The sequence below is a fragment of the Vibrio sonorensis genome, assembly GCF_001854765.1.
Lineage (GTDB): Bacteria > Pseudomonadota > Gammaproteobacteria > Enterobacterales > Vibrionaceae > Vibrio > Vibrio sonorensis.
Map to the genome: position 1 here is coordinate 127462 of NZ_LJJE01000112.1, position 19584 is coordinate 147045.

Below are 19584 nucleotides of genomic sequence, written 5' to 3' on the forward strand. Positions count from 1 at the left end.
CCAAATATCCATAATTTGACGAAATTTGGCTACTGCACGTTTGAAAATAAATATTCTTATTGTATGATAAATGGGTTCGAAAGTTTTCTGAGGTAAAGTTCAATGTTTAATGATTTAAAAGGCAAGCGAGTACTAATCACTGGTTCGACAGCAGGCATGGGTTTGGCAACAGCAAAAGTTTTTGCCAAGTTTGGCGCTAAAGTGGGTTTAAACAGTCATCAGAAAGGTCCTGAAGTCGAAAGCGCAATTGCCGAGTTAGAAGCGTTGGGAGGGGAGGTTGCATTTTTCCAAGCCAACTTAATGCAAACTGCAGAGTGTGAAAAGTTGGTCGCAGAGTTTACCGCTCACTTCGGCGGCATGGATGTGCTGATCAATAATGCTGGTGGTTTAGGTGGTCGAGAAAATTTAGAGAATATAGATGATGAATTTTACGAGCGGGTGATGAATCTCAATGCTCGATCTGCCTTAATGACCACGAAATTCTCGATTCCGCATCTGAGAGCCTCTGCGCTAGAGTCAGGAGAAACTTCCTGCGTGATAAGTACGGGTTCTATCGCGGCCAGAGAGGGCGGTGGTGTTGGTGCTGGTATTTACGCTGCCTCTAAAGCGTGGTTGCACGATATTCACCGCAATTGGGTTAAAGAGTTCACTAAAGATAACATCCGATTCAATATTGTCTCTCCCGGTACTATTGACACCGCATTTCACGATGGAAAGTCAGACGAGCTGAGAGCGGCCATTGCAGGCACCATACCAATGGGACGTTTTGGGCGTATTGAAGAAGTAGCCCCAACGTTTGCATTCTTTGCGTCTCACGCTTGTTCAGGATATGTAACTGGGCAAATCCTAGACGTTAACGGTGGCCAAATGGCGCCTTAACACGCGATAGTAAACGTAAGGGCCTGAGTTATCTGGCCCTTACGGATCGAGGAGAACGTATGGTTGCTTTTTCAGTTATCGATGGCGAAGGTAAAAAGATACATGTTCAGGTTGCTAGAAAGTTGGCAAGAGATATCTTGTCTAGTAATCTGCAAGAAGGTGAAAAACTACCGAGCGAATTAGAGCTCTGTCAGATGTTTGGTATTAGCCGTACCGCACTAAGAGAATCAACAAAGTTGCTTAGTGCTAAGGGGCTGATTACTTCAAAACCCAAAGTCGGTACTCGTGTGCGTCAGCGTAGGCACTGGCACTTTCTCGATCCTCAGCTCCTAGAATGGATTCAAGATCTTGAGGACACAAAACCTTTTCTCGCTCAGTTCTTAGGCTTGAGAAAAGCCATTGAACCTGAAGCTTGTGCTTTGGCAGCATTAAATGCAACTATTGAACAGCGCAAAGAACTCTCTATTGCTTTTCAAGCGATGACAAAAGCAGCCAATCGATTTGACTATCCCGCTTGGACAACAAACGATCACTTGTTCCACCAAGTTATCTTTCTGTCAACTGGCAACCAGTTTTACATTCCATTTGCCAATATTCTCACTACGATTTTTCGCCAATTTATTGATCAATCGGCAGAAGGTGGGCGGTTTTGCATTGAAGAACACAGAGCCATCTACGACGGTATTATGTCAGGCAATCCGAGACAGGCAAAGCTCGCCTCACAACGGTTATTACATGACAGTAACCAACGGCTTGCGAATCAGAGTTGATACTTTTTAAAACATTTCCCAATGTTTTTTACCCAACGATAACGACGTGCTTGGTGCGGTATGTTTAAAAACGCCTACATAAGAAAAAATGTTGCCATTGCATGGCCGCTAGCTTTGAACGCGCTTTTGATGCAATCAATGTTGATGATAGATACTTTTTTAGTATCCCCATTAGGCGAGGTTTCATTGGCAGCTTTGGGGATTTCTTCCACCATTATTGCTTTCTTACTTGGTATTCAAATGGCACTGGCCAACGGCAGCCAGTTGGTGCTTAGTCGCGCCGTAGGCTCTGGACAAAGCAGCAAATTAGCGAAGGGTTTTTGGTCTGCCTTGGTAATTAATACGTGTTCGGCGTGTATCGGTTGGCTTGTAATTGTATTTGCAAAAGAGCAGTTGGTTAGTTTATTGACAAGTGAGAAGGTACTGGCTGACGAGATCAACCAATACTTGTCTATTGCAAAATATTTGATCCTTGTAAACGGGCTAACTCAAGTATTTATCGCTCTGTTTAATGCCCTTGGAAGAACCAAAGTCCCATTTATAGGGTATCTGATTGAGCTACCTGTTAATGCAGCGAGTTCATACTTGCTTATTCATGGCGCACATACTTTACAAGGGATGGGTGTACAAGGAGCCGCGGTTGGGAGTTTGATTGCGATATGCCTGCGATTTTTATACCTATTTGCTTGCCTAAAGGAGCAAGGAGAAGGGCGATTGAACGCACCAATTGTCAATGGCGCGTTTATCAACAGCGTAAGATTACACTTTCAGGAAGTGTTTCCAGTAGCGGTAAACATCACTATTCTCCAGGTTGGGGCAACCATTTACATGTTGCTCTACTCCCAACTCGACATTAATGCTTATGTAGCGATTACGTTAGTAATGCCTTGGATTCGCTCTGGGACTCAGTTTATCACTGCGTGGGCACACTCTTCAGCGATAAGCATCAGTCAAGCGCTGGGAGCCGGCCAATTAAAATCATTGGAAAAGGATATCGATGTCAGTATCGACATTTCAGTGTGGCTCTCTATCGCTACGGCTTTGTTTTTTTTGCTTTTGAGTTTGGTGTTACCAGATTTTTACCCTGATTTAGATAAAGAAACTTATCACGCTCTGACCCTTATCTCGCCGCTTTACATACTATTGCCTATTGTTAGAGGCTACAACACGGTGCACGGCCATGTGTTGCGAGCGTTGGGCAAAACAAAATCCGTGTTTTTGGTCAACTTTTCAGGGCAATGGGTTATTTCATTGCCTCTGTGTATGCTCGTTGTTTTTTATCTTGAGCTCTCTTTTTTCTGGGCTTTTGCCGTAATGCCTTTTGAAGAGATAGTAAAAGCGCTGCCTTTTCGCTACCTTGCCCGTAAATCGATACAAGAGTTTAATCAGAAAAAGGCGAGCGCCTTGATGTATGACTAACTCAATTGTTTGATTTTGCGTTTTATTTTTAAGGTTGAGTAGACGGAAAACACGGTTAACAACAAAAAGGCAAGCGCTATAGGTCTTTGGTAAATAAACGACCATGAGTTGTCATACATAAGAAGAGCTTTTCTTAGGTTTATTTCAGCCATCGGCCCCAAGATCAGCGCCAGTAAAATAGGGGAGGTAGGCACATCAAGTCGACTGAGGAGAAACCCAACAATGCCAAAAAATATCGCTACGTAAACGTCAAACATCGAGTTGTTAATGGCATAAGCACCGATGACGGACAATAAAACAATGATGGGTATTAACACGACTTTGGGCACGTCGATAATTCGACAAAAAAATCGTATGCCTACTAACCCAACGATGAGCATAACGATATTGGCGATGAGCATAGAACTGAAGACGCCATAGACAACTTGCGGGTTGTGCTCGAAAAGCAATGGTCCCGGCGTTAAGCCCTGTATGGTTAGTGCCCCTAGCAAAACAGCGGCCACGGCATCTCCGGGAACGCCAAGGGTAAGCAGTGGTACAAGTGCACCACCTGTCACACCATTATTGCCAGCTTCTGCGGCCGCTAACCCTCTTATTGATCCGTTGCCAAACTCTTGCGGGTTTTTGTCCACTCTTTTGGCTTCGTTGTAACAAGCAAATGCTGATACATCGGCTCCCGCACCGGGAACTGAGCCAATGGTCGTCCCTATTAGCCCACTTTTAATAGCGGTAGGGAGTATGGCTTTGAGTTCTGAACGAGTCAGGCTTTGAGTCTTCGAAGTCCTATTCATTCGCTCTTTAATACCGGCTAGCAGGCCTTCTGCTTGCATTATGGCCTCAGAGAGAGCAAACAAGCCAATAAGCACGGGAATAATATTGACGCCGCTATACAAATCCATGATACCAAAAGTAAATCTAGGGACGCTGCTGATGGGGTCAAGGCCAATAGTAGAAACTAAAAGGCCTATAGTACCAGCAAGCAGGCCCTTAATAAGGTTAGTACCGGAAACACTGGCGATAATCGTTAAGCCAAATAGCGCTAACGCAAAATATTCTGGTGCGTTAAATCTCAGGGCGAAGGTGGCAAGTTGTGGTGCTATTGCAATCAAGACAATAGTACTAAGGAGCCCTCCAGTGAAGGAGGAAATAGCAGAAACGCTCAATGCTTTGGCCGCTTGTCCATTGCTAGCCAGAAAGTAACCGTCTAGTACGCTTGCCGCGGAAGCTGGAGTCCCCGGCGTTTTTAGGAGTATCGCAGCGATGGAACCTCCGTAGATCCCACCTATGTAAACACCAATCAACATAACTAAAGCGGGCGTGGAATCCATCGAGAAAGTAAAAGGCAATAAAATCGCGACTCCCATTGTTGCGGTAAGCCCGGGAAGTGCGCCTAAAATGATTCCACCAGTCACTCCAAAAAGCAGGACAGGAAAGACCGCTGGACTCAAAGCGGTTAAAAGCCCTTGATATAAGTGGTCTAACATAGTGTTGTCCTTATTACTCAATGAAGCTTTGTGGTAAAGAAATCAAAAAAATGTCTGAAAAAAGATAGTTAAGGGCAAAGACAAAGAACCACGCAAACAAGTAATACCCTAACCGCTTAACTCGTAAACAAAGGAAATACGTTGTAAAGGCGATTAAGCTAGCAATTACATACCCCAACGTATGGATAAGCAGCGCGTAGCTGACTATAAAACTGCCGCGAAAGTGCTTATCCGTTGGTTGGTTTTATGGGCTTGTGTGGGTATTTGTTTTTGCGCAATAAGTAAGACACACAAGATGATTTGTATAGCTGCAATTATTATGGGAAAAAAAGCAGCATCGACACTGGCGTCTTGTTGAAACCTAGCGACCGGAAACGAGGAAGTGAGGTAGATGACAATACCGCTTAATGCGATCATTAGGGTTGGGAACAAAAGATGTCGCTGTTTCATATTAAACCCCTAGAAAATAAGCGCGCCATTTGACGCACTCATATGAATGACTATTGAATCAGTTCGCCAAGCGCTTTGGTGTCTTGTTCGACAAACTTGGTAAATGCGGCTGCGTCCATGTTGTGAATAGTCATAGCTCCCATTTTCATAAAGCCTTTAAACTCGTCTGTCGCCATTGCGGTATCAAAAGCTTGTCCGAGAATGTTTATGATCTCATCCGGTGTGTCTTTCGGAGCACCTATGCCTCGCCATGTACCTGTTACAACGTCCACCCCTTGTTCTTTAAGGGTGGGTACTTCTGGGAAGTAATCGACACGATTTTCAGACATAACGCCCAATGCTTTTAGTTGACCCGCTTTAATTTGCGCTATCGCTTCACCGGGTGTGACCATGGTGACTTGAGCGTGCTTTCCAAGTACTGAGGGAATAGCTTCTGATGCACCATTGTATGGGATAGCATTTAATTTGATGTTCTGATCTTTCTCTAGGGCCATAAGGTAAAAATTTGGCGCCGCAGTTGAGGCAAATTTTATTGTCGCCGGATTTTCTTTAGCGGCTTCGATTAAATCGTTAATCGTATTAAACGAACTCTCTTTGTGGACTAATACAACTGCTGGGTCGAGGTTAACCATACGGATCAATTTGAAATCACTCGCATCGTGTTGCATCAGTCCCATTTGCGGCAAAGATGCTATTTCACGTGTAACGACAGTCAACGTATAGCCGTCAGGGCGTTGCTCAGCACCAAAGCTCATTCCAACAGCACCTGCACCACCAGTCCGGTTCATCACCGTTATATTTTGTCCTAAGATTTCTTTGGCTGAATTTGCAAGTGTTCTACCCACTGCGTCGGTGCCTCCACCAGCGCCAAATGGCACAATAAGACGAATGTTTTTACTCGGGTAGTCTGCAGACGAGGCGGCGGTAGACAGCAAGATACCGCATGTAACTAGTATGGCTTTTACTTGTTTTATCATGGTATTACCTTCTGTTTTATCGATGTGTCAGTGTAGGGGATTGTTTTTTTTGATGTTGGTATTCGTGTATGGAAAGTTGCTCGAAAGCGACGGCAATCCATCCGCTGATTAACATATCGAACCACTGTTCGACACCACTACAAGCGACCACAATGTCCCCATAAACAAAGGAGCCATAAAACAACAGGTCTGATTGGCAGAGAGAAGAGGGATGGATTACTTGCTTAACTATGTTCGGCTTATTGTCTCGCCATGCTTGTTTTGCTTTTTCTAACGCATATTCGTCAAATGGAATCGTCCACTCCGATGGGTTACCAATCGAGGTTTGATAGAGAACTGCTTGTTCGAATGACGCTTCCCAAGGCTTTAGACAAGGATTCATGATGACAATGTGAAGCTGCTGTCGATTGGTTATTGTAAACAGTTGATCTATCGACGGTCTGACGAGTTTGACTGCATCGGAGGCAATTGAGCGATGATCTCTCATGGACTATCCAGTTTGATAAAAAATACAATATTTGTATTACAATAAATCTATCGGAGAATTGGAAAAGCATTGAAGATAACGGGTCGTAAAAGCTGCCTAATCGTCGAGTTTGCAAGTGGTATGGTGAAGTGACTATCTTACTTATTAGATTGATTAACTAATTATTAAGGATATAAATCATATTAATAATTGGTGAGAAGCGAGTAGAAAAATTTAAAATAGTGGCCAAATAAATAAAAGCCGGACATCAGTCCGACTTTACTCATTATCTGTATGGCCAAGTATTACGCTAGAACTTAGCGAATGCTCCTCTCCAGCTATATCGTTGACCGCTGCAAACAACATTGTGTTCTTTGTGCTGTTCGCTTTCCATTCGATTAGAGACCGCAAAATGGTATTGTTTTCCAGTCACAAGCTCAATTTGAATGATCGTTGCTTCTTCGTTGTTAGCGCTAACCGCTACAGACTTGACCAGACCTCTCGCTCCAGTAGAGGCTTCTATCGACTCATTAAAGTATCCGTGAGTTTCAAGTACGGATGCAAAAACATGATTTCGACCTGACTGACGAAGAATCAAAGCTGGTTCGCTGCGCAAGTTAAAATCAGGGTCATTGGCTCCTGTACGTGCAAAGATAACTTGGCTGTCTTTAACCGCGCTAGAAACCAAGCTGTAGTAGCTGTTACCCTGCAGCCAACTGACCAAACTGCTAGTCGCAACCTTGCCTTGTGCTACGTTCCACAGGTGTTGATAGCCATTGTCTGTGCCCAATGGTCGTAAAGTGTCGGCTACTTCATATTCAAAATCCGTGCGAATAATTTGTCCACAATAGTGAACGGGCAAGTCATATTGGTGTTCTTCTTGCGATTCGATTCTATAAATATCAACAACTAATGGCTTTTCGAGTTCCTCTAGGTCGGCGAGTAGAATACTTCTTTGCATGTCTACACCAGAGTAGTAGCCAGAAATACGACCACTCATGCCCTGTAGTGCTTTATCTTCAGTCTCAAAAAAATGTTTGCTGCCAAACTTTGACTCCGCTAATGTCGTGTCAAAGTTGTTTTGAGTCTTTTGATCAACCGTTACGGTATTGTGAGCGACGGTTTGCTTACAGTATGTTTTGTTCTCTGGAATGTAGCGGCCACCGAACTTTGGTTCTACATTTACCCAGCGTCCAAATCCATAGTCGTGAAGCACTTCCTGCCCACGGTTAAAGACGCTCAAATGCAATCCATCATAATGACCATGATCGAGTGCGGAATGATATTGGTGATCGCTGCCATGTTGGCCAAACCACAACAGTGCCATCGTATCGTCGTTAAGCTTGTCGCGATGGCGAAGAATGCCAACACCGCCTTTTTCGCCTTCAGGCCCGTCCGTTACGAATAGGCTACCCCAGTTAAACGGTTTGATATCTGTTGCAATCGCTACAGCGTCTGAAAGAGTCTTACCAGAGGCGTGTACCCATACATCTTGCTGGTGTTCGGCCATCGCGAGAAGCGTATCGTTTTGTTCGTATCGTTGAAAGCAAACGCTGGTGGCCATTATCACACCTTCGTCATTGATACTGATCGTTTTAGACGAATCATTCAAAGCGGGGAGGGTGCCATCTGGGAATGCTGTTGAGAACACCGCGTATGACGTTGTCTTTATAACACTGTTATTGAACTCATAGATGTTTAGATCCGGCTGGCGACGTTGTATCGCTTCTGCAAACAGGTAAATGGGTCGAAGAGAGAAGCGGTGATAGTATGGACCTTCCATATAATAACCATCTGGAGAAAACAGTTGGTCTAACTGGGCGAGAAAACCGCCGCTTACTTTGTCTAGTTTTAGTCCATACAACGCTTTGTCTACAGAATTTTGATCGTTAATGGCGTAGCCACAAATTCCGACAGCGGCAACGGCCCAGAGACCATGATTATGCACAATGTCAAAGTCATGAGCATAAGTGACAACGAACATTTCGATCATCTGTTTAAACAGGTCATCCTCTATCAGACGCTTCTGTTGCTCACTTAGCGTGTGGTAAATGCAGCTGTACGCACAAGACGCGTAAAGCATCCACATGTTTTCGTTAAGAGTTTGGTGAAATAACCGACCTGGTGGATTTGTATCGCGACTGACATTGCTTTCAAGCGTTGGGTAGACTTCAGCATACGCGGTGAGCATATTGAGAATATAGTCGCGATACACAGTCTCTTCAGTAATCAAGTAGAGACGCCCAGCTAAATCCATATGAATATAATTCTGCTTGTGACGGTTGTGCTCGTAGCCCCCAGCCTCTCCGTGTCCTGGGACTTCGATTCCTACAGATGTCATGTATTTTTGCGTCTGAGCAATGTCTCGTGCAAGGGCTTTGCCCAAAAGGCTATCCGTGCCAATCGCTTTGCGCAGCTCTGCTGCTTCTTCAAAGTTAAGTAATAGTGGTTGATAGCTCATTATTTAGTCTCCAGCTCAGAGAAAGTAATTTCGTGGGAATAGAATCCTTTCCAACTGAAAGTTTTACCATGACACTCAATTGTATGGTCGGTATTTTCTTTGCAATTTATCAAGTTGCTAACCATCAGCGTAACGCACGCCTGACGAGTTTTTATTTGGATAATGCTTGCCGTGGCGTCGTGAGAGAGAATGTTGATATCACTAACGCTTCCTCTTGCATCAACAGATTGTTCAAACTCTTCGTTAAAGTAGCCATGCGTTTCTAACACTGACGCAAACAGGCTAGACTTTCCACGCTTCTAAGTGTAAACGCCGGTTCACTTCGCAAGTTGAACGACGGATCATTTGCGCCTGTTCTGGTGAAAATGATGTCATCGTTTTTGTTTGAACTGGTTCCAACCCATGTGTAATAAGTGTTGTTCTGAAGCCAACTCACTAACGCGCTGTTTCCCAATGCACCTTGTGCAACTTTCCACAAATGTTGGTAGCCATTTTCACGGCCAAGAGGTTCTAATTCACTAAAGGTGCTATAGCTAAAGTTTGTTCTTACAAGCTGGCCTTCATACTGGTGCGAATAATCGTACAGGTGCTCTGATTCACTTTGGATGCGATAAAGGTCAACCATTAACGGCGTATCAAAGTCGCTAAGCTTTAACATGAAGACACTTCTTTGCATGTCGCAGTCTGGGTAGTGGTCCAGTGCAAATGCGCTCATTCCAATCAGTTGGCTATCGTCGCCGGAAAAGAAATGCGGCAGGCCGTGTACCGAATCAGCGCGTTCTACATTGAAATCATTTTGACACTTTTCGTCGACAGTGACGATATTGTGAGCAATGGTTTGGCGAGCATAAGATTTGTTTTCGTCGAGATAGCGGCCGCCAAATTTGGGCTCAACGTTAACCCAACGACAGAAACCGTACTCACGTAAAACTTCCTGCCCTCGATTAAAAAAGGTAATGCCAAGTGTATCGAAGTTGCCATGCCCCATACCGTGCTGGCCATAGTTCATAACAAGTTGACTGACATCTCCACTTTTATCTTGCATGCGCAGAAAGCCTTGAGCGCCATTTTGCCCTTGAGGACCTTCGTTTAACTCAACACTTGGCCAAAACGGCAAACCAATATCACGTTGCTTAACCGCATTTTCATACGCATTTGACAGTTCTAAGCCGCAAGCATTGATCCAAACCGCATCTTGGATTTTTGCCATTCCAAGAATATTATCGTCAAGTCCATAGTGTTTTGAATAAACACTGACAGCAACTTGTACTCCCATATCGGTAATGCTCATCGTTCTAGAGGCATCATTAAGAGCGGGAAACTCTCCGTTGGGGTATGCAGTAGCAAGCATGGCCTGAATCGTGTTTCCAATCACTTTGTCTTTGTAGTTGTAGATGTCAATTTCTGGCATATGACGATGAATCACTTCTGCAAACACGCATGTTGGACGAATAGCATAGCGATGATAATAAGGGCCTTCCATATAATAGCCAGATGGAGCAAACAACTGGGATATCTGGGCTAAAAATCCGCCAGTGTTGTTGTTGTCTAATCCATAGACTGACATATCTAAATATTCGCGCTTACCAATCGCAAGACCACAGATTCCGACAGCGGCGACCGCCCAGATACCGTGGTTGTGTATGCGATCAAAATCGTGAGCATACTTAACAGTGAACATGTTTAGCATTGGCTCAAAGAGCAGTGTTTTTATGTGTTCTTGCTCTTCTTCCGTCATCGTATGAGCGACACAGGAATATGCGAGGCTAGTAAACATGAGCCAGCAGTGTTCATTTAAGATTTGATGAAAGAGTCGACCAGTAGGATTGGTGTTCTTTTGAACGTGAAAGTCAAATCCGAGGTATTTGTCAGCGTAGAGCTTCAACAAGTCACGAACAAATTGTCCGTACACTTGGTTTCCTGTTACAAGGAAAAGTCGACCTGCGAGGTTCATATAGGTGTAATTCTGCTTATGGCGATTGTGTTCATAGCCACCGGCTTCACCATGACCGGGTACTTCAAGGGGGAGCTCGATAAATCTATCAAGCTCATTGCAACTGGATTCAATGGTTTGCCCCATTAAGCTTTTTTTACCCACTTCCTTTTGCAGTAACTCGATTTCCGTATCTGACAACAAAATTGCCTGTGTATTCATCGTTTTGTTACCCCTAATGCAAACGTCAATTTTCAAATTAGAAATATAAAGTAATACAAATAAGCTTACTTTGACAGTACTAAATACGAAAATAATGAGATAGGTCACGTGAGGCAGGTTAACACCTTGTTTATAAGCGATTGTTAGTGATTTCTTGAACTTGTCAGCTTGCTATAATTGTACGCTTTATGATCGAAATCACACATTTGTTGATATATTGTATGACAATTAGGTTCTTATATGTATGATTTATTCACACAGAGATAAACGACGGGTGGAGAACATTATGAATCTGTTTTTTAAAACTCAAGAGCACGAATGGGAAGAACTAGGGGGAGGAATCAAGCGCAAGATTGTTGGCTATACCGATGACCTAATGGCGGTCCATGTCTGTTTTGACAAAGGGGCAGTGGGTACTGCACATACACATGAGATACACGATCAGATTGGTTATGTGGTCAGTGGCAGTTTCGAAGCAGAAGTTGATGGTAATAAGCAGATACTAAAACAAGGCGATGCCTTTATTGCGCGTAAGCACTTAATGCACGGTGCAATTGCTTTAGAGGACAATAGTGTGCTTTTAGACATCTTTAACCCAGCGAGAGAAGACTTTCTAAAATAAGGGGTGCAACTTGAGTTGCTAAGGTAGCTTTATGAAAAATCAAAAAATTGCTGTAATTGGCGAATGTATGGTGGAACTGCAAAAAGTAAACGGTGTTATTTCTCAATCTTTTGGGGGCGATACGCTAAACACTGCACTCTACCTAACGCGTTTAACTGAGCCAACAGGGATGGTGGTTAGCTACGTAACAGCACTGGGTAAGGACCCATTTAGTGAGCAAATGTTATCAGCATGGCAGAGTGAAGGCATTGATACTAGCTTGGTTGTAACTTTAGAGGATAAGCAACCAGGCATCTATCATATCGAGACCGACGCAAAGGGTGAACGTCGTTTTTTCTATTGGAGAAATGACTCGGCGGCTAAGTTTATGTTTGAGCAAATTGAAACAAAAACAGTGCTTGAACGCTTACAGAATTACGATGCTGTCTACCTCAGCGGAATTACCTTGGCGATTCTTACTGACAAGGGAAGAAAAGTTCTATTTGATTTCCTTGCACAGTTCAAACGTAAGGGCGGAAAGGTTTATTTTGATAACAACTTCCGAGCAAAGCTATGGAGTAGTAAAGAGACAGCTCAAACCTACTACAAGCAAATTTTGAAGTTGACTGATATTGCACTACTCACTTTTGAAGACGAACAAGAACTCTTTGGAGATAGGGTTTTAGAAGAATGTATTTCCAGAACAAGTGATGCTGGGGTTAGAGAGATCATCATTAAACGCGGTGGCGAAGATTGCTTAGTGGTGAGCAATGAGCAAGCGTCGTTTATCAAGCCCCAAAAAATTGATTGTATTATTGATACCACTGCTGCTGGTGACTCATTCAGTTCTGGCTACCTTGCAAACCGGTTAGCAGGAGGTGAACCCAACGAGTCGGCGGCATTTGGTCACCAAATGGCGGGAAATGTAATCCAACACCAAGGGGCAATTATTCCCCGAGAAAATATGCCACAACTCGAATTATCAACCGTTTGTGTTTAACAGTGAGAATTATGATGACGACACTCGACCAGCAACTTTCACAACTTAAAATAATCCCAGTCATTGCCATTAACAGAGCAGAGGACGCGATCCCACTTGGAAAAACTCTGGTTGATAATGGTATGCCCTGTGCTGAAATTACCTTTAGGACCTCCTGTGCGGCAGAAGCAATACGATTAATGAGAGAAGAATTTCCCGATATGCTGATTGGGGCAGGAACCATTTTAACGAATGAACAAGTTGATCAAGCGGTAGAGGCAGGGGTGGATTTTATTGTTAGTCCCGGCTTCAATCCACGTACCGTTCAATACTGTTTAGATAAGAACGTTCCAATTGTTCCAGGCGTAAATAATCCTAGCCTTGTTGAACAGGCAATGGAAATGGGCCTTACAACGTTGAAATTCTTTCCTGCTGAGCCATCTGGTGGGGTAGGAATGTTAAAAGCGTTAACTGCCGTTTATCCGGTGAGTTTTATGCCGACGGGAGGAGTTAGCCTCGCAAATGTTGATTCTTACCTGTCAATTCCATCTGTATTGGCTTGTGGTGGCACTTGGATGGTTCCAACAGGGTTAATTGACGAAGGAAAATGGGACGAACTGGGTGCCTTAGTTAAAGAGGCTGTTAGCAGTCTGTAAGTTATTTTGCAAATAATGAAAACGAGCCATTGCGGCTCGTTTTTTTGTATATTAGGTTTATAAGACTAAAAATTAGTCATTAAATCGTTAATCAACTAACTTTTATGTAATACAAATAAATGCCGTGAAAAACAAGATTCATTCTTGCTTGTATACTTTGGCGTTAATTTTAGGGGGCTTTTGCTGTATAAGCACTTTCTTTAACCTAAATGTAGGTATGTTTTAGATCACACATAATGCATATTGTAGTACAAATAAAAACTAATAAAGAGTAATCTAGGAGTCATAGATGATCACACTGATAAGGCTGAAAAAATGACTATTGATACTCTTGTTGTTCTTGCCTACTTTTTCTTCTTAGTAGCAATCGGTTGGATGTTCCGAAAATTTACGACATCTACCAGTGACTACTTCCGAGGGGGCGGCAAGATGTTGTGGTGGATGGTAGGTGCTACCGCCTTCATGACGCAATTTTCAGCATGGACGTTTACTGGGGCTGCAGGACGCGCATTCAACGATGGTTTTGTCGTTGTTATCCTATTCTTGGCCAATGCATTTGGCTACTTTCTTAACTATTTATACTTTGCACCTAAGTTTCGTCAGTTACGTGTAGTGACGGCAATTGAAGCGATTCGCCAGCGATTTGGAAAATCCTCAGACAGGTATTTACCTGGGCAGGCATGCCTGACAGCCTCATTTCTGCGGGAATCTGGTTGAATGGTTTAGCGATTTTTGTTGCTGCCGTGTTCAATATACCTATGGAAGCGACGATTATCGTTACTGGCCTTGTGTTAATGCTTATGGCGGTAACGGGTGGCTCATGGGCTGTCGTTGCCTCAGATTTTATGCAGATGTTGGTCATAATGGCTGTGACGATCACTTGTGCCATCGCGGCTTACTTCCACGGTGGTGGTTTAGGTAATATTGTGGAAAACTTCCACGGCGATTTTATGCTAGGTAACAACCTGAACTACGTTAGCATTTTCGTTCTTTGGGTAGTGTTTATTTTTGTTAAGCAGTTTGGCGTTATGAACAATAGTATTAACGCCTACCGCTACTTGTGTGCAAAAGATAGTGAAAACGCCCGTAAAGCCGCAGGACTGGCATGCGTGCTAATGGTAGTTGGCCCACTAATCTGGTTCTTGCCGCCTTGGTATGTAAGTGCATTTATGCCTGAGTTTGCGCTGCAATACGCATCGATGGGCGATAAAGCAGGAGATGCTGCGTACCTAGCCTTCGTTCAAAACGTTATGCCAGCGGGTATGGTAGGACTATTAATGTCAGCCATGTTTGCTGCAACAATGTCGTCTATGGATTCTGGCCTAAATCGCAATGCTGGTATCTTTGTATGTAACTTCTATACTCCAGTGTTACGTCCGAATGCAGCTCAACGTGAATTGGTTATAGTTAGTAAGCTAACTACGATTATGATGGGATTGATCATTATCGCTATAGGTTTGTTTATTAACTCCCTACGTCATTTAAGCCTGTTCGACATCGTACTTAATGTAGGCGCGTTGATTGGTTTCCCAATGCTGATCCCTGTTCTGCTTGGTATGTGGATCCGAAAAACACCAGATTGGGCGGGTTGGGGTACTTTAGCCGTTGGTGGTGTCGTGTCATACATTTTTGGTATTACGCTAAAAGCCCATCACGTCGAAGGTCTATTCGGCCTTGACCAAGCTCTCACGGGCCGAGAGTGGGCTGACTTGAAAGTAGGGCTTAGCTTGGCGGCCCATGTGGTATTCACTGGCGGTTTCTTCTTACTTTCAACGCGTTTCTATAGGGGTCTAACGCCTGAGCGTGAAAAGGAAGTGGATCAACTATTTAAAAACTGGAACACTCCTATCGTAGCCGAAGGGGAGGAGCAGAAAAATCTCGATACCAAACAGCGCTCAATGCTTGGTAAACTCATTAGCACTGCAGGGTTTGGTATTTTGGCGATGGCTCTTATTCCGAATGAGCCAACGGGCAGGTTATTGTTCTTACTATGCGGTTCTATTGTGTTAAGTGTCGGTATTTTACTCGTCAACGCCTCTAAAGGTTCACAATCGAAATTGGCCAAACAGAGTTTGTAAAATCGTTTATATAAAAACCGCTGAGCGATCAGCGGTTTGTTCGTTGATTTGAGTATTGAACGGGATAATTGCTGTTTACAGAGACTTAAAACCGACACATTCAATGTCGTGGGTTTGTAGCCAATCAATAAAACTTGGACTGGTAAGTATCTGCCACTCTTCCACGCGTTTGGCATTGTAACTAGAGAGTTGCTTTAGTCCTTCCGTATTCTCGTTGGCGGGATGACACATAAACTCAATAGTGCTGTTTGGGTGAGTCTCTTTGTATGACAAGAGAAGGGCCTTCAAGTGTTCAATATTAGCCCCTTTAGCAAAGAAACCTTCCTCAAAGATATCTGGCGTTTTTACACACAGTCTGGTTTGACCAGGTAGTATGTTGTCAACACGACGAACCGGCAGTCCTAACTCATTGGAGACATTGATAAAAGCCTGTTTAAGAGGGCGATAAACCCCCGCGAAATGATGGCTATCTAGGTGTGTTATATCAATCCCTGCTTCGATGGCTGCATTGTATTGAGCGTAAAACTCTTTCTCTACATGCTCAATATAAACATCGTCTCTGTTAAACAATACATCTTTGTCAAAGAAGTATCCTTTGTCGTCTACTAAGCTGGAAACGTCTGCCGAGTCGGATAGTGGTTTTCCTGATGTCACGGTAAAGTGTAATCCGACTTCTGGTACTAAACCTTGATGATAAAGTTCAACGGCGTGTTTAGTGCCCGGCTGGTTCATCATTATGGTGGTTGATTTAACCGTGCCGGCGCGCATGCAGTCAATAATACCGAAGTTTGCAGCTTCGGTTAATCCAAAGTCATCTGCGTTTAAAATTAACTTCATTCTACTCGTCTCACTGTTGATTGAGTATGTGCGAGAATGCTGGCATAAAATCTAGGTTCTCGCGCACGGTTTCAATTAGAGCTTCGTTAAGGTGCTTTCCGGTATCGACAATCGGGTTGAGTATCAAAGCGCGTTTGGCCGCTTGGATATCACCGGTAATTGCGGCGTGCACCGTTAATGACTCAAACTCTTTCATAAGTTGAATCAAGCGAAGGGTATCTGGCTCAAATGGTTCAACGTTTAACGGAAGGATTGCACTGCTGGTAATTACCGAGCTTACCTCTACAGCGCAGTCGTCAGGTAGCCCTTTAATTGCGCCATTATTACGCGTGTTTACATGCATAATTGAACGTTTGTTGTTGTATATACTGCTCATCAGTTCACATGCGGCTTCAGAGTAGTATGCGCCTCCTCGAAGCTCCAATTGCTTGGGCTTGACGTTGAGTTCTGGATCCTTGTACACCTCTAATAACTCGGCCTCTACTTTGGCGACTTGCTCTGCGCGATGGTTGTTTTCTTTGGCCGCGGCGATCTCTTCATCGAACATATCACGTGATTGATAGTAATAACGCAGATAAGCACAAGGCAACATACCTAAGCTTCTAATTAAGTCACCATCCCACTGGAAAGGAGGGATGTTTTTTGGTGTCATAAAATCATTGCCCTCAGCCAACGCTTCTACGAGTTCTGGTAACTTGTCTTTGTTGTCGTGTAAAACTTTTCGCGCCCACACCAAGTGGTTTAAACCTGCGATTTGCATTGTGATTTCGTTTTTCTCGACTCCTAAAACTTCTGCGGCACCACGTTCCATATTAACTGGAATATTACACAAACCGACAGTTTTGATTTTGGAGTGTTTTAATAATGCTTCCGTGACCATGCCTGATGGATTGGTAAAGTTTAGCAACCATGCATCTGGACAAAGTTGTTCCATTTCTGAAGCAATTTGCAAAGCGATAGGTATGGTTCTGCAAGCGTTTGAAAAACCGCCTAGTCCATTGGTTTCTTGGCCTATCATCCCGTACTTCATTGCGATTTTTTCGTCTCTCAATCGCGCTTCAATACGTCCAGCTCTAAACTGGGAGCAGACAAAATCCGCGTCTTTTAACGCGAGCCTACGATCGGTAGTCAAGTGGACATTAATATCGGCACCTGCTTGGCAATCATACGGCGAGTAAGGTCAGCTATGATTTCTGCTTTTTCCATACCTTCTGGTATATCCACTAACCAGAGCTGGGAAATAGGGAATTCGTGTTGTCGATTTAACAGGCCCTCGATCAGTTCTGGTGTGTAACTAGAACCGCTTCCGATCACTGTGACTTTAAGTGTTTTGTTTTGTAACGCCATGCCATATGCCTTTGATTGAAAGATTACACTGATTAATTTAAATTAAAGGAATGACGCTACACAAACCAATAATATGCTTTTATACATTAGCTGGAGTAATTTATGGGGTCTGCTTCAAAACATCAGCAATTGCTTTCTCTATTACACACTTTTAGTGTTGCGGCGAAGTACTTGAGCTTTACATTAGCCGCAGATGAGTTGCACCTAACTCAGGGCGGGGTAAGCCATCGAATTAAGAAGCTTGAACACGCACTCAGGTTTAACTTGTTTGTGCGAAAAACACGGAAGTTAGAATTAACCCCTGAAGGTTCACGTATTTTAGCCATGCTAAACACTTCGTTTGACTCAATTTTCATGGAGTTGGAAGATATTCAAACGGGTGGGTTATCCGGTGAGTTATACATCGCTACTTCGCCGTTTTTTGCTTCTATGTGGCTAATGCCGCGGTTGGCTAGATTTAGAAGTCGATACCCAAATCTTAGTGTAAAACTGCACACCAAACAGAATCAAAGTGAATTTCAATTTGATCCTTATGACGTTGCTATCTTTTACAGCGATGGTAAGTATCCAAACCACCATAGTGAAAGGTTAATGAAAGGGATCCGAACCCCCGTATGTACACCTGAGTATGCTAAGAAAATGGACTTCGAAAAGGGCGTTCAAAACCTTGCCAATGCGAACTTTATTCACAGTGGATCTATGGCGGCATGGGAGCAGTGGGTGAAAAGTAGTGGCGTTTCGATCGATTGTTTAACTCGGTGTGATTTTTACAGCGATAACCAACTGGCTTTGATGGCGGCAAGTGAGTCAATGGGAGTGGCTTTAGGAAGGATGGAATTTCTTAAACCGGTTATTGATAGTGGTGAATTGGTCGCACCATTTGAGCAAATTGATTCTGGTAAAGGTTACGATCTGGTTTGTCCCAGAGGAATGGAAAATCGGATGAAGTATCAAGCGTTTTCACGCTGGGTAGAGGAAGAAATTGAACGCGATAAGGGATTATAGAATGCGCCAATAGTGACGGCGTAACTATTTTTAAGGCTCTAAGTCATTGATGACCAAGAGCCTAGTTTGGTTATCCGCGCTTGAGCCTATGGCCGAATACGTTAAATAGCGCACCTGCAACAATAAGGCTACCACCGATATACGTCCATAGGGAAGGGACTTCATTAAACACAATTACACCCAGTAAGGCAGAAAACAAGATCTGTACATAAGAGTACGCAGAGGCCTTACCCGCCGCCTGTGTTTGCATTGCTTTGGTTAGGCCATACTGGCCAACTTGAGTAAATATACCGACAAAAACCAGTGTTATGGCCAATGAAAAATCGGGCATAACGAAACTGTCTTTCATTAAGAAGACGGATACAGGAGTGGCAATAAGTGGGAAGTAGAATATGATGACGGAGCTGTCTTCTGTTTGACTGAGCTTTCTTACCACCACGTATGCAAGGGAGCTAAACAGTGCACCTGCTAGCGCAATACCTACACTAAACATTGGCAATGAGTTGATCGCATCAGTTGCAATACTCGGGTGAACCATTGCAAAAAGTCCAAGCAAACTCAAGATGATACAGACGAGTGTGGAGAGCTGAATTCGCTCCTTTAGAAAAAGCAGGCCCAAAAGCGCGGTAAATACAGGATGTACATACTGCAATATTGTCGCTTCGGCTAGTGGCAGAGTCGTAACGGAGTAGTAGACGCACATCAAACCGATCGTACCTAAAACCCCTCTTAAGGCCAGCAGCGGTTTGTTGTTTCCCCACACTGAGATCTTTTTGCGTTTTATGTCAGCGTAGCTGATCGCCAGAGAAACAATCGCTCTTGCAGCTACTATCTCGAATACAGGAATACCATAAATGCTAACGTACTTAACACTGGCTGACATTAGAGCAAAACCGAGTGCTGACAACAGCATAAAACGAACCCCTAGAGGAACATCTCATCAATCTTTGTGGACATAAAAAACAGCTATAGAAGAGGAATTACGGCGAGTCTATCACAAAGCCAAAAGCGTATCAGATC

The 19584-nt window shown here is 43.6% G+C and carries 13 protein-coding genes and 3 pseudogenes; 8 read left to right on the top strand and 8 right to left on the bottom strand.

Annotation, left to right across the window (positions count from 1 at the left end):
* Positions 1-102: 102 nt before the first annotated feature.
* The 3 genes from BLO31_RS20495 to BLO31_RS20505 are packed head-to-tail and all read left to right on the top strand — an operon-like array spanning position 103 to position 3068.
* On the top strand, positions 103-879 hold the full coding sequence (locus BLO31_RS20495; protein WP_070971254.1) for an SDR family NAD(P)-dependent oxidoreductase: 777 nt from the start codon (positions 103-105) through the stop codon (positions 877-879).
* Between the two features lie 59 nt (positions 880-938).
* Positions 939-1649: a FadR/GntR family transcriptional regulator gene (locus tag BLO31_RS20500; RefSeq protein ID WP_070971257.1), complete on the top strand. Its 711-nt coding sequence runs from the start codon at positions 939-941 to the stop codon at positions 1647-1649.
* 60 nt (positions 1650-1709) lie between these two features.
* The gene (locus BLO31_RS20505; protein ID WP_084659965.1) at positions 1710-3068 is read left to right on the top strand and encodes an MATE family efflux transporter; all 1359 of its coding nucleotides are present in this window, start codon (positions 1710-1712) and stop codon (positions 3066-3068) included.
* On the opposite strand, the gene BLO31_RS20510 is transcribed toward BLO31_RS20505, so the two are convergent.
* From BLO31_RS20510 to BLO31_RS20535, 5 genes and pseudogenes are all read right to left on the bottom strand, one after another.
* On the bottom strand, positions 3065-4552 hold the full coding sequence (locus BLO31_RS20510; RefSeq protein ID WP_070971260.1) for a tripartite tricarboxylate transporter permease: 1488 nt from the start codon (positions 4550-4552) through the stop codon (positions 3065-3067). The two genes, BLO31_RS20505 and BLO31_RS20510, sit on opposite strands and share 4 nt — an antisense overlap.
* A gap of 500 nt (positions 4553-5052) precedes the next feature.
* Positions 5053-5979 (bottom strand): tripartite tricarboxylate transporter substrate binding protein, encoded by a 927-nt coding sequence (locus BLO31_RS20520; protein WP_070971263.1) that lies wholly within the window; start codon positions 5977-5979, stop codon positions 5053-5055.
* 16 nt (positions 5980-5995) lie between these two features.
* Positions 5996-6466 (bottom strand): hypothetical protein, encoded by a 471-nt coding sequence (locus BLO31_RS20525; RefSeq protein WP_070971266.1) that lies wholly within the window; start codon positions 6464-6466, stop codon positions 5996-5998.
* A gap of 289 nt (positions 6467-6755) precedes the next feature.
* Complete coding sequence (locus tag BLO31_RS20530) at positions 6756-8906, bottom strand: heparinase II/III domain-containing protein (protein ID WP_070971269.1); 2151 nt, start codon at positions 8904-8906, stop codon at positions 6756-6758.
* A pseudogene (locus BLO31_RS20535) lies at positions 8906-11061 on the bottom strand (heparinase II/III domain-containing protein). The gene BLO31_RS20530 and the pseudogene BLO31_RS20535 overlap by 1 nt, the downstream one beginning before the upstream one ends.
* Before the next feature lie 286 nt (positions 11062-11347).
* Between BLO31_RS20535 and BLO31_RS20540 the strand changes: the two are divergent.
* The 4 genes and pseudogenes from BLO31_RS20540 to BLO31_RS20555 all read left to right on the top strand — a co-directional run bounded on the left by BLO31_RS20540 (position 11348) and on the right by BLO31_RS20555 (position 15375).
* Positions 11348-11683 carry a cupin domain-containing protein gene (locus tag BLO31_RS20540; protein ID WP_070971272.1) on the top strand — a complete coding sequence of 112 codons (336 nt, stop codon included), beginning with the start codon at positions 11348-11350 and terminating at the stop codon, positions 11681-11683.
* A 31-nt stretch (positions 11684-11714) separates the two neighbouring features.
* Positions 11715-12662, top strand: coding sequence for a 2-dehydro-3-deoxygluconokinase (gene kdgK, locus BLO31_RS20545; protein WP_070971275.1), 948 nt, complete (start codon positions 11715-11717; stop codon positions 12660-12662).
* 14 nt (positions 12663-12676) lie between these two features.
* On the top strand, positions 12677-13297 hold the full coding sequence (locus tag BLO31_RS20550) for a bifunctional 4-hydroxy-2-oxoglutarate aldolase/2-dehydro-3-deoxy-phosphogluconate aldolase (protein WP_070971646.1): 621 nt from the start codon (positions 12677-12679) through the stop codon (positions 13295-13297).
* Positions 13298-13612: 315 nt separating this feature from the next.
* Positions 13613-15375: pseudogene (locus BLO31_RS20555) on the top strand (sodium:solute symporter family transporter).
* Between the two features lie 75 nt (positions 15376-15450).
* Here BLO31_RS20555 and BLO31_RS20560 read toward each other — a convergent pair.
* Together BLO31_RS20560 and BLO31_RS20565 are read right to left on the bottom strand one after the other, a co-directional pair.
* A complete protein-coding gene (locus BLO31_RS20560; RefSeq protein ID WP_070971278.1) occupies positions 15451-16212 on the bottom strand; it encodes a carbohydrate deacetylase in 762 nt (253 codons plus the stop codon).
* Positions 16213-16222: 10 nt separating this feature from the next.
* Positions 16223-17559, bottom strand: a pseudogene (locus BLO31_RS20565) (6-phospho-beta-glucosidase).
* Between the two features lie 102 nt (positions 17560-17661).
* Between BLO31_RS20565 and BLO31_RS20570 the strand changes: the two are divergent.
* Complete coding sequence (locus tag BLO31_RS20570; RefSeq protein ID WP_070971280.1) at positions 17662-18564, top strand: LysR substrate-binding domain-containing protein; 903 nt, start codon at positions 17662-17664, stop codon at positions 18562-18564.
* A gap of 70 nt (positions 18565-18634) precedes the next feature.
* Here BLO31_RS20570 and BLO31_RS20575 read toward each other — a convergent pair whose 3' ends face one another.
* On the bottom strand, positions 18635-19477 hold the full coding sequence (locus BLO31_RS20575; RefSeq protein WP_070971285.1) for a DMT family transporter: 843 nt from the start codon (positions 19475-19477) through the stop codon (positions 18635-18637).
* Positions 19478-19584 lie beyond the last annotated feature (107 nt).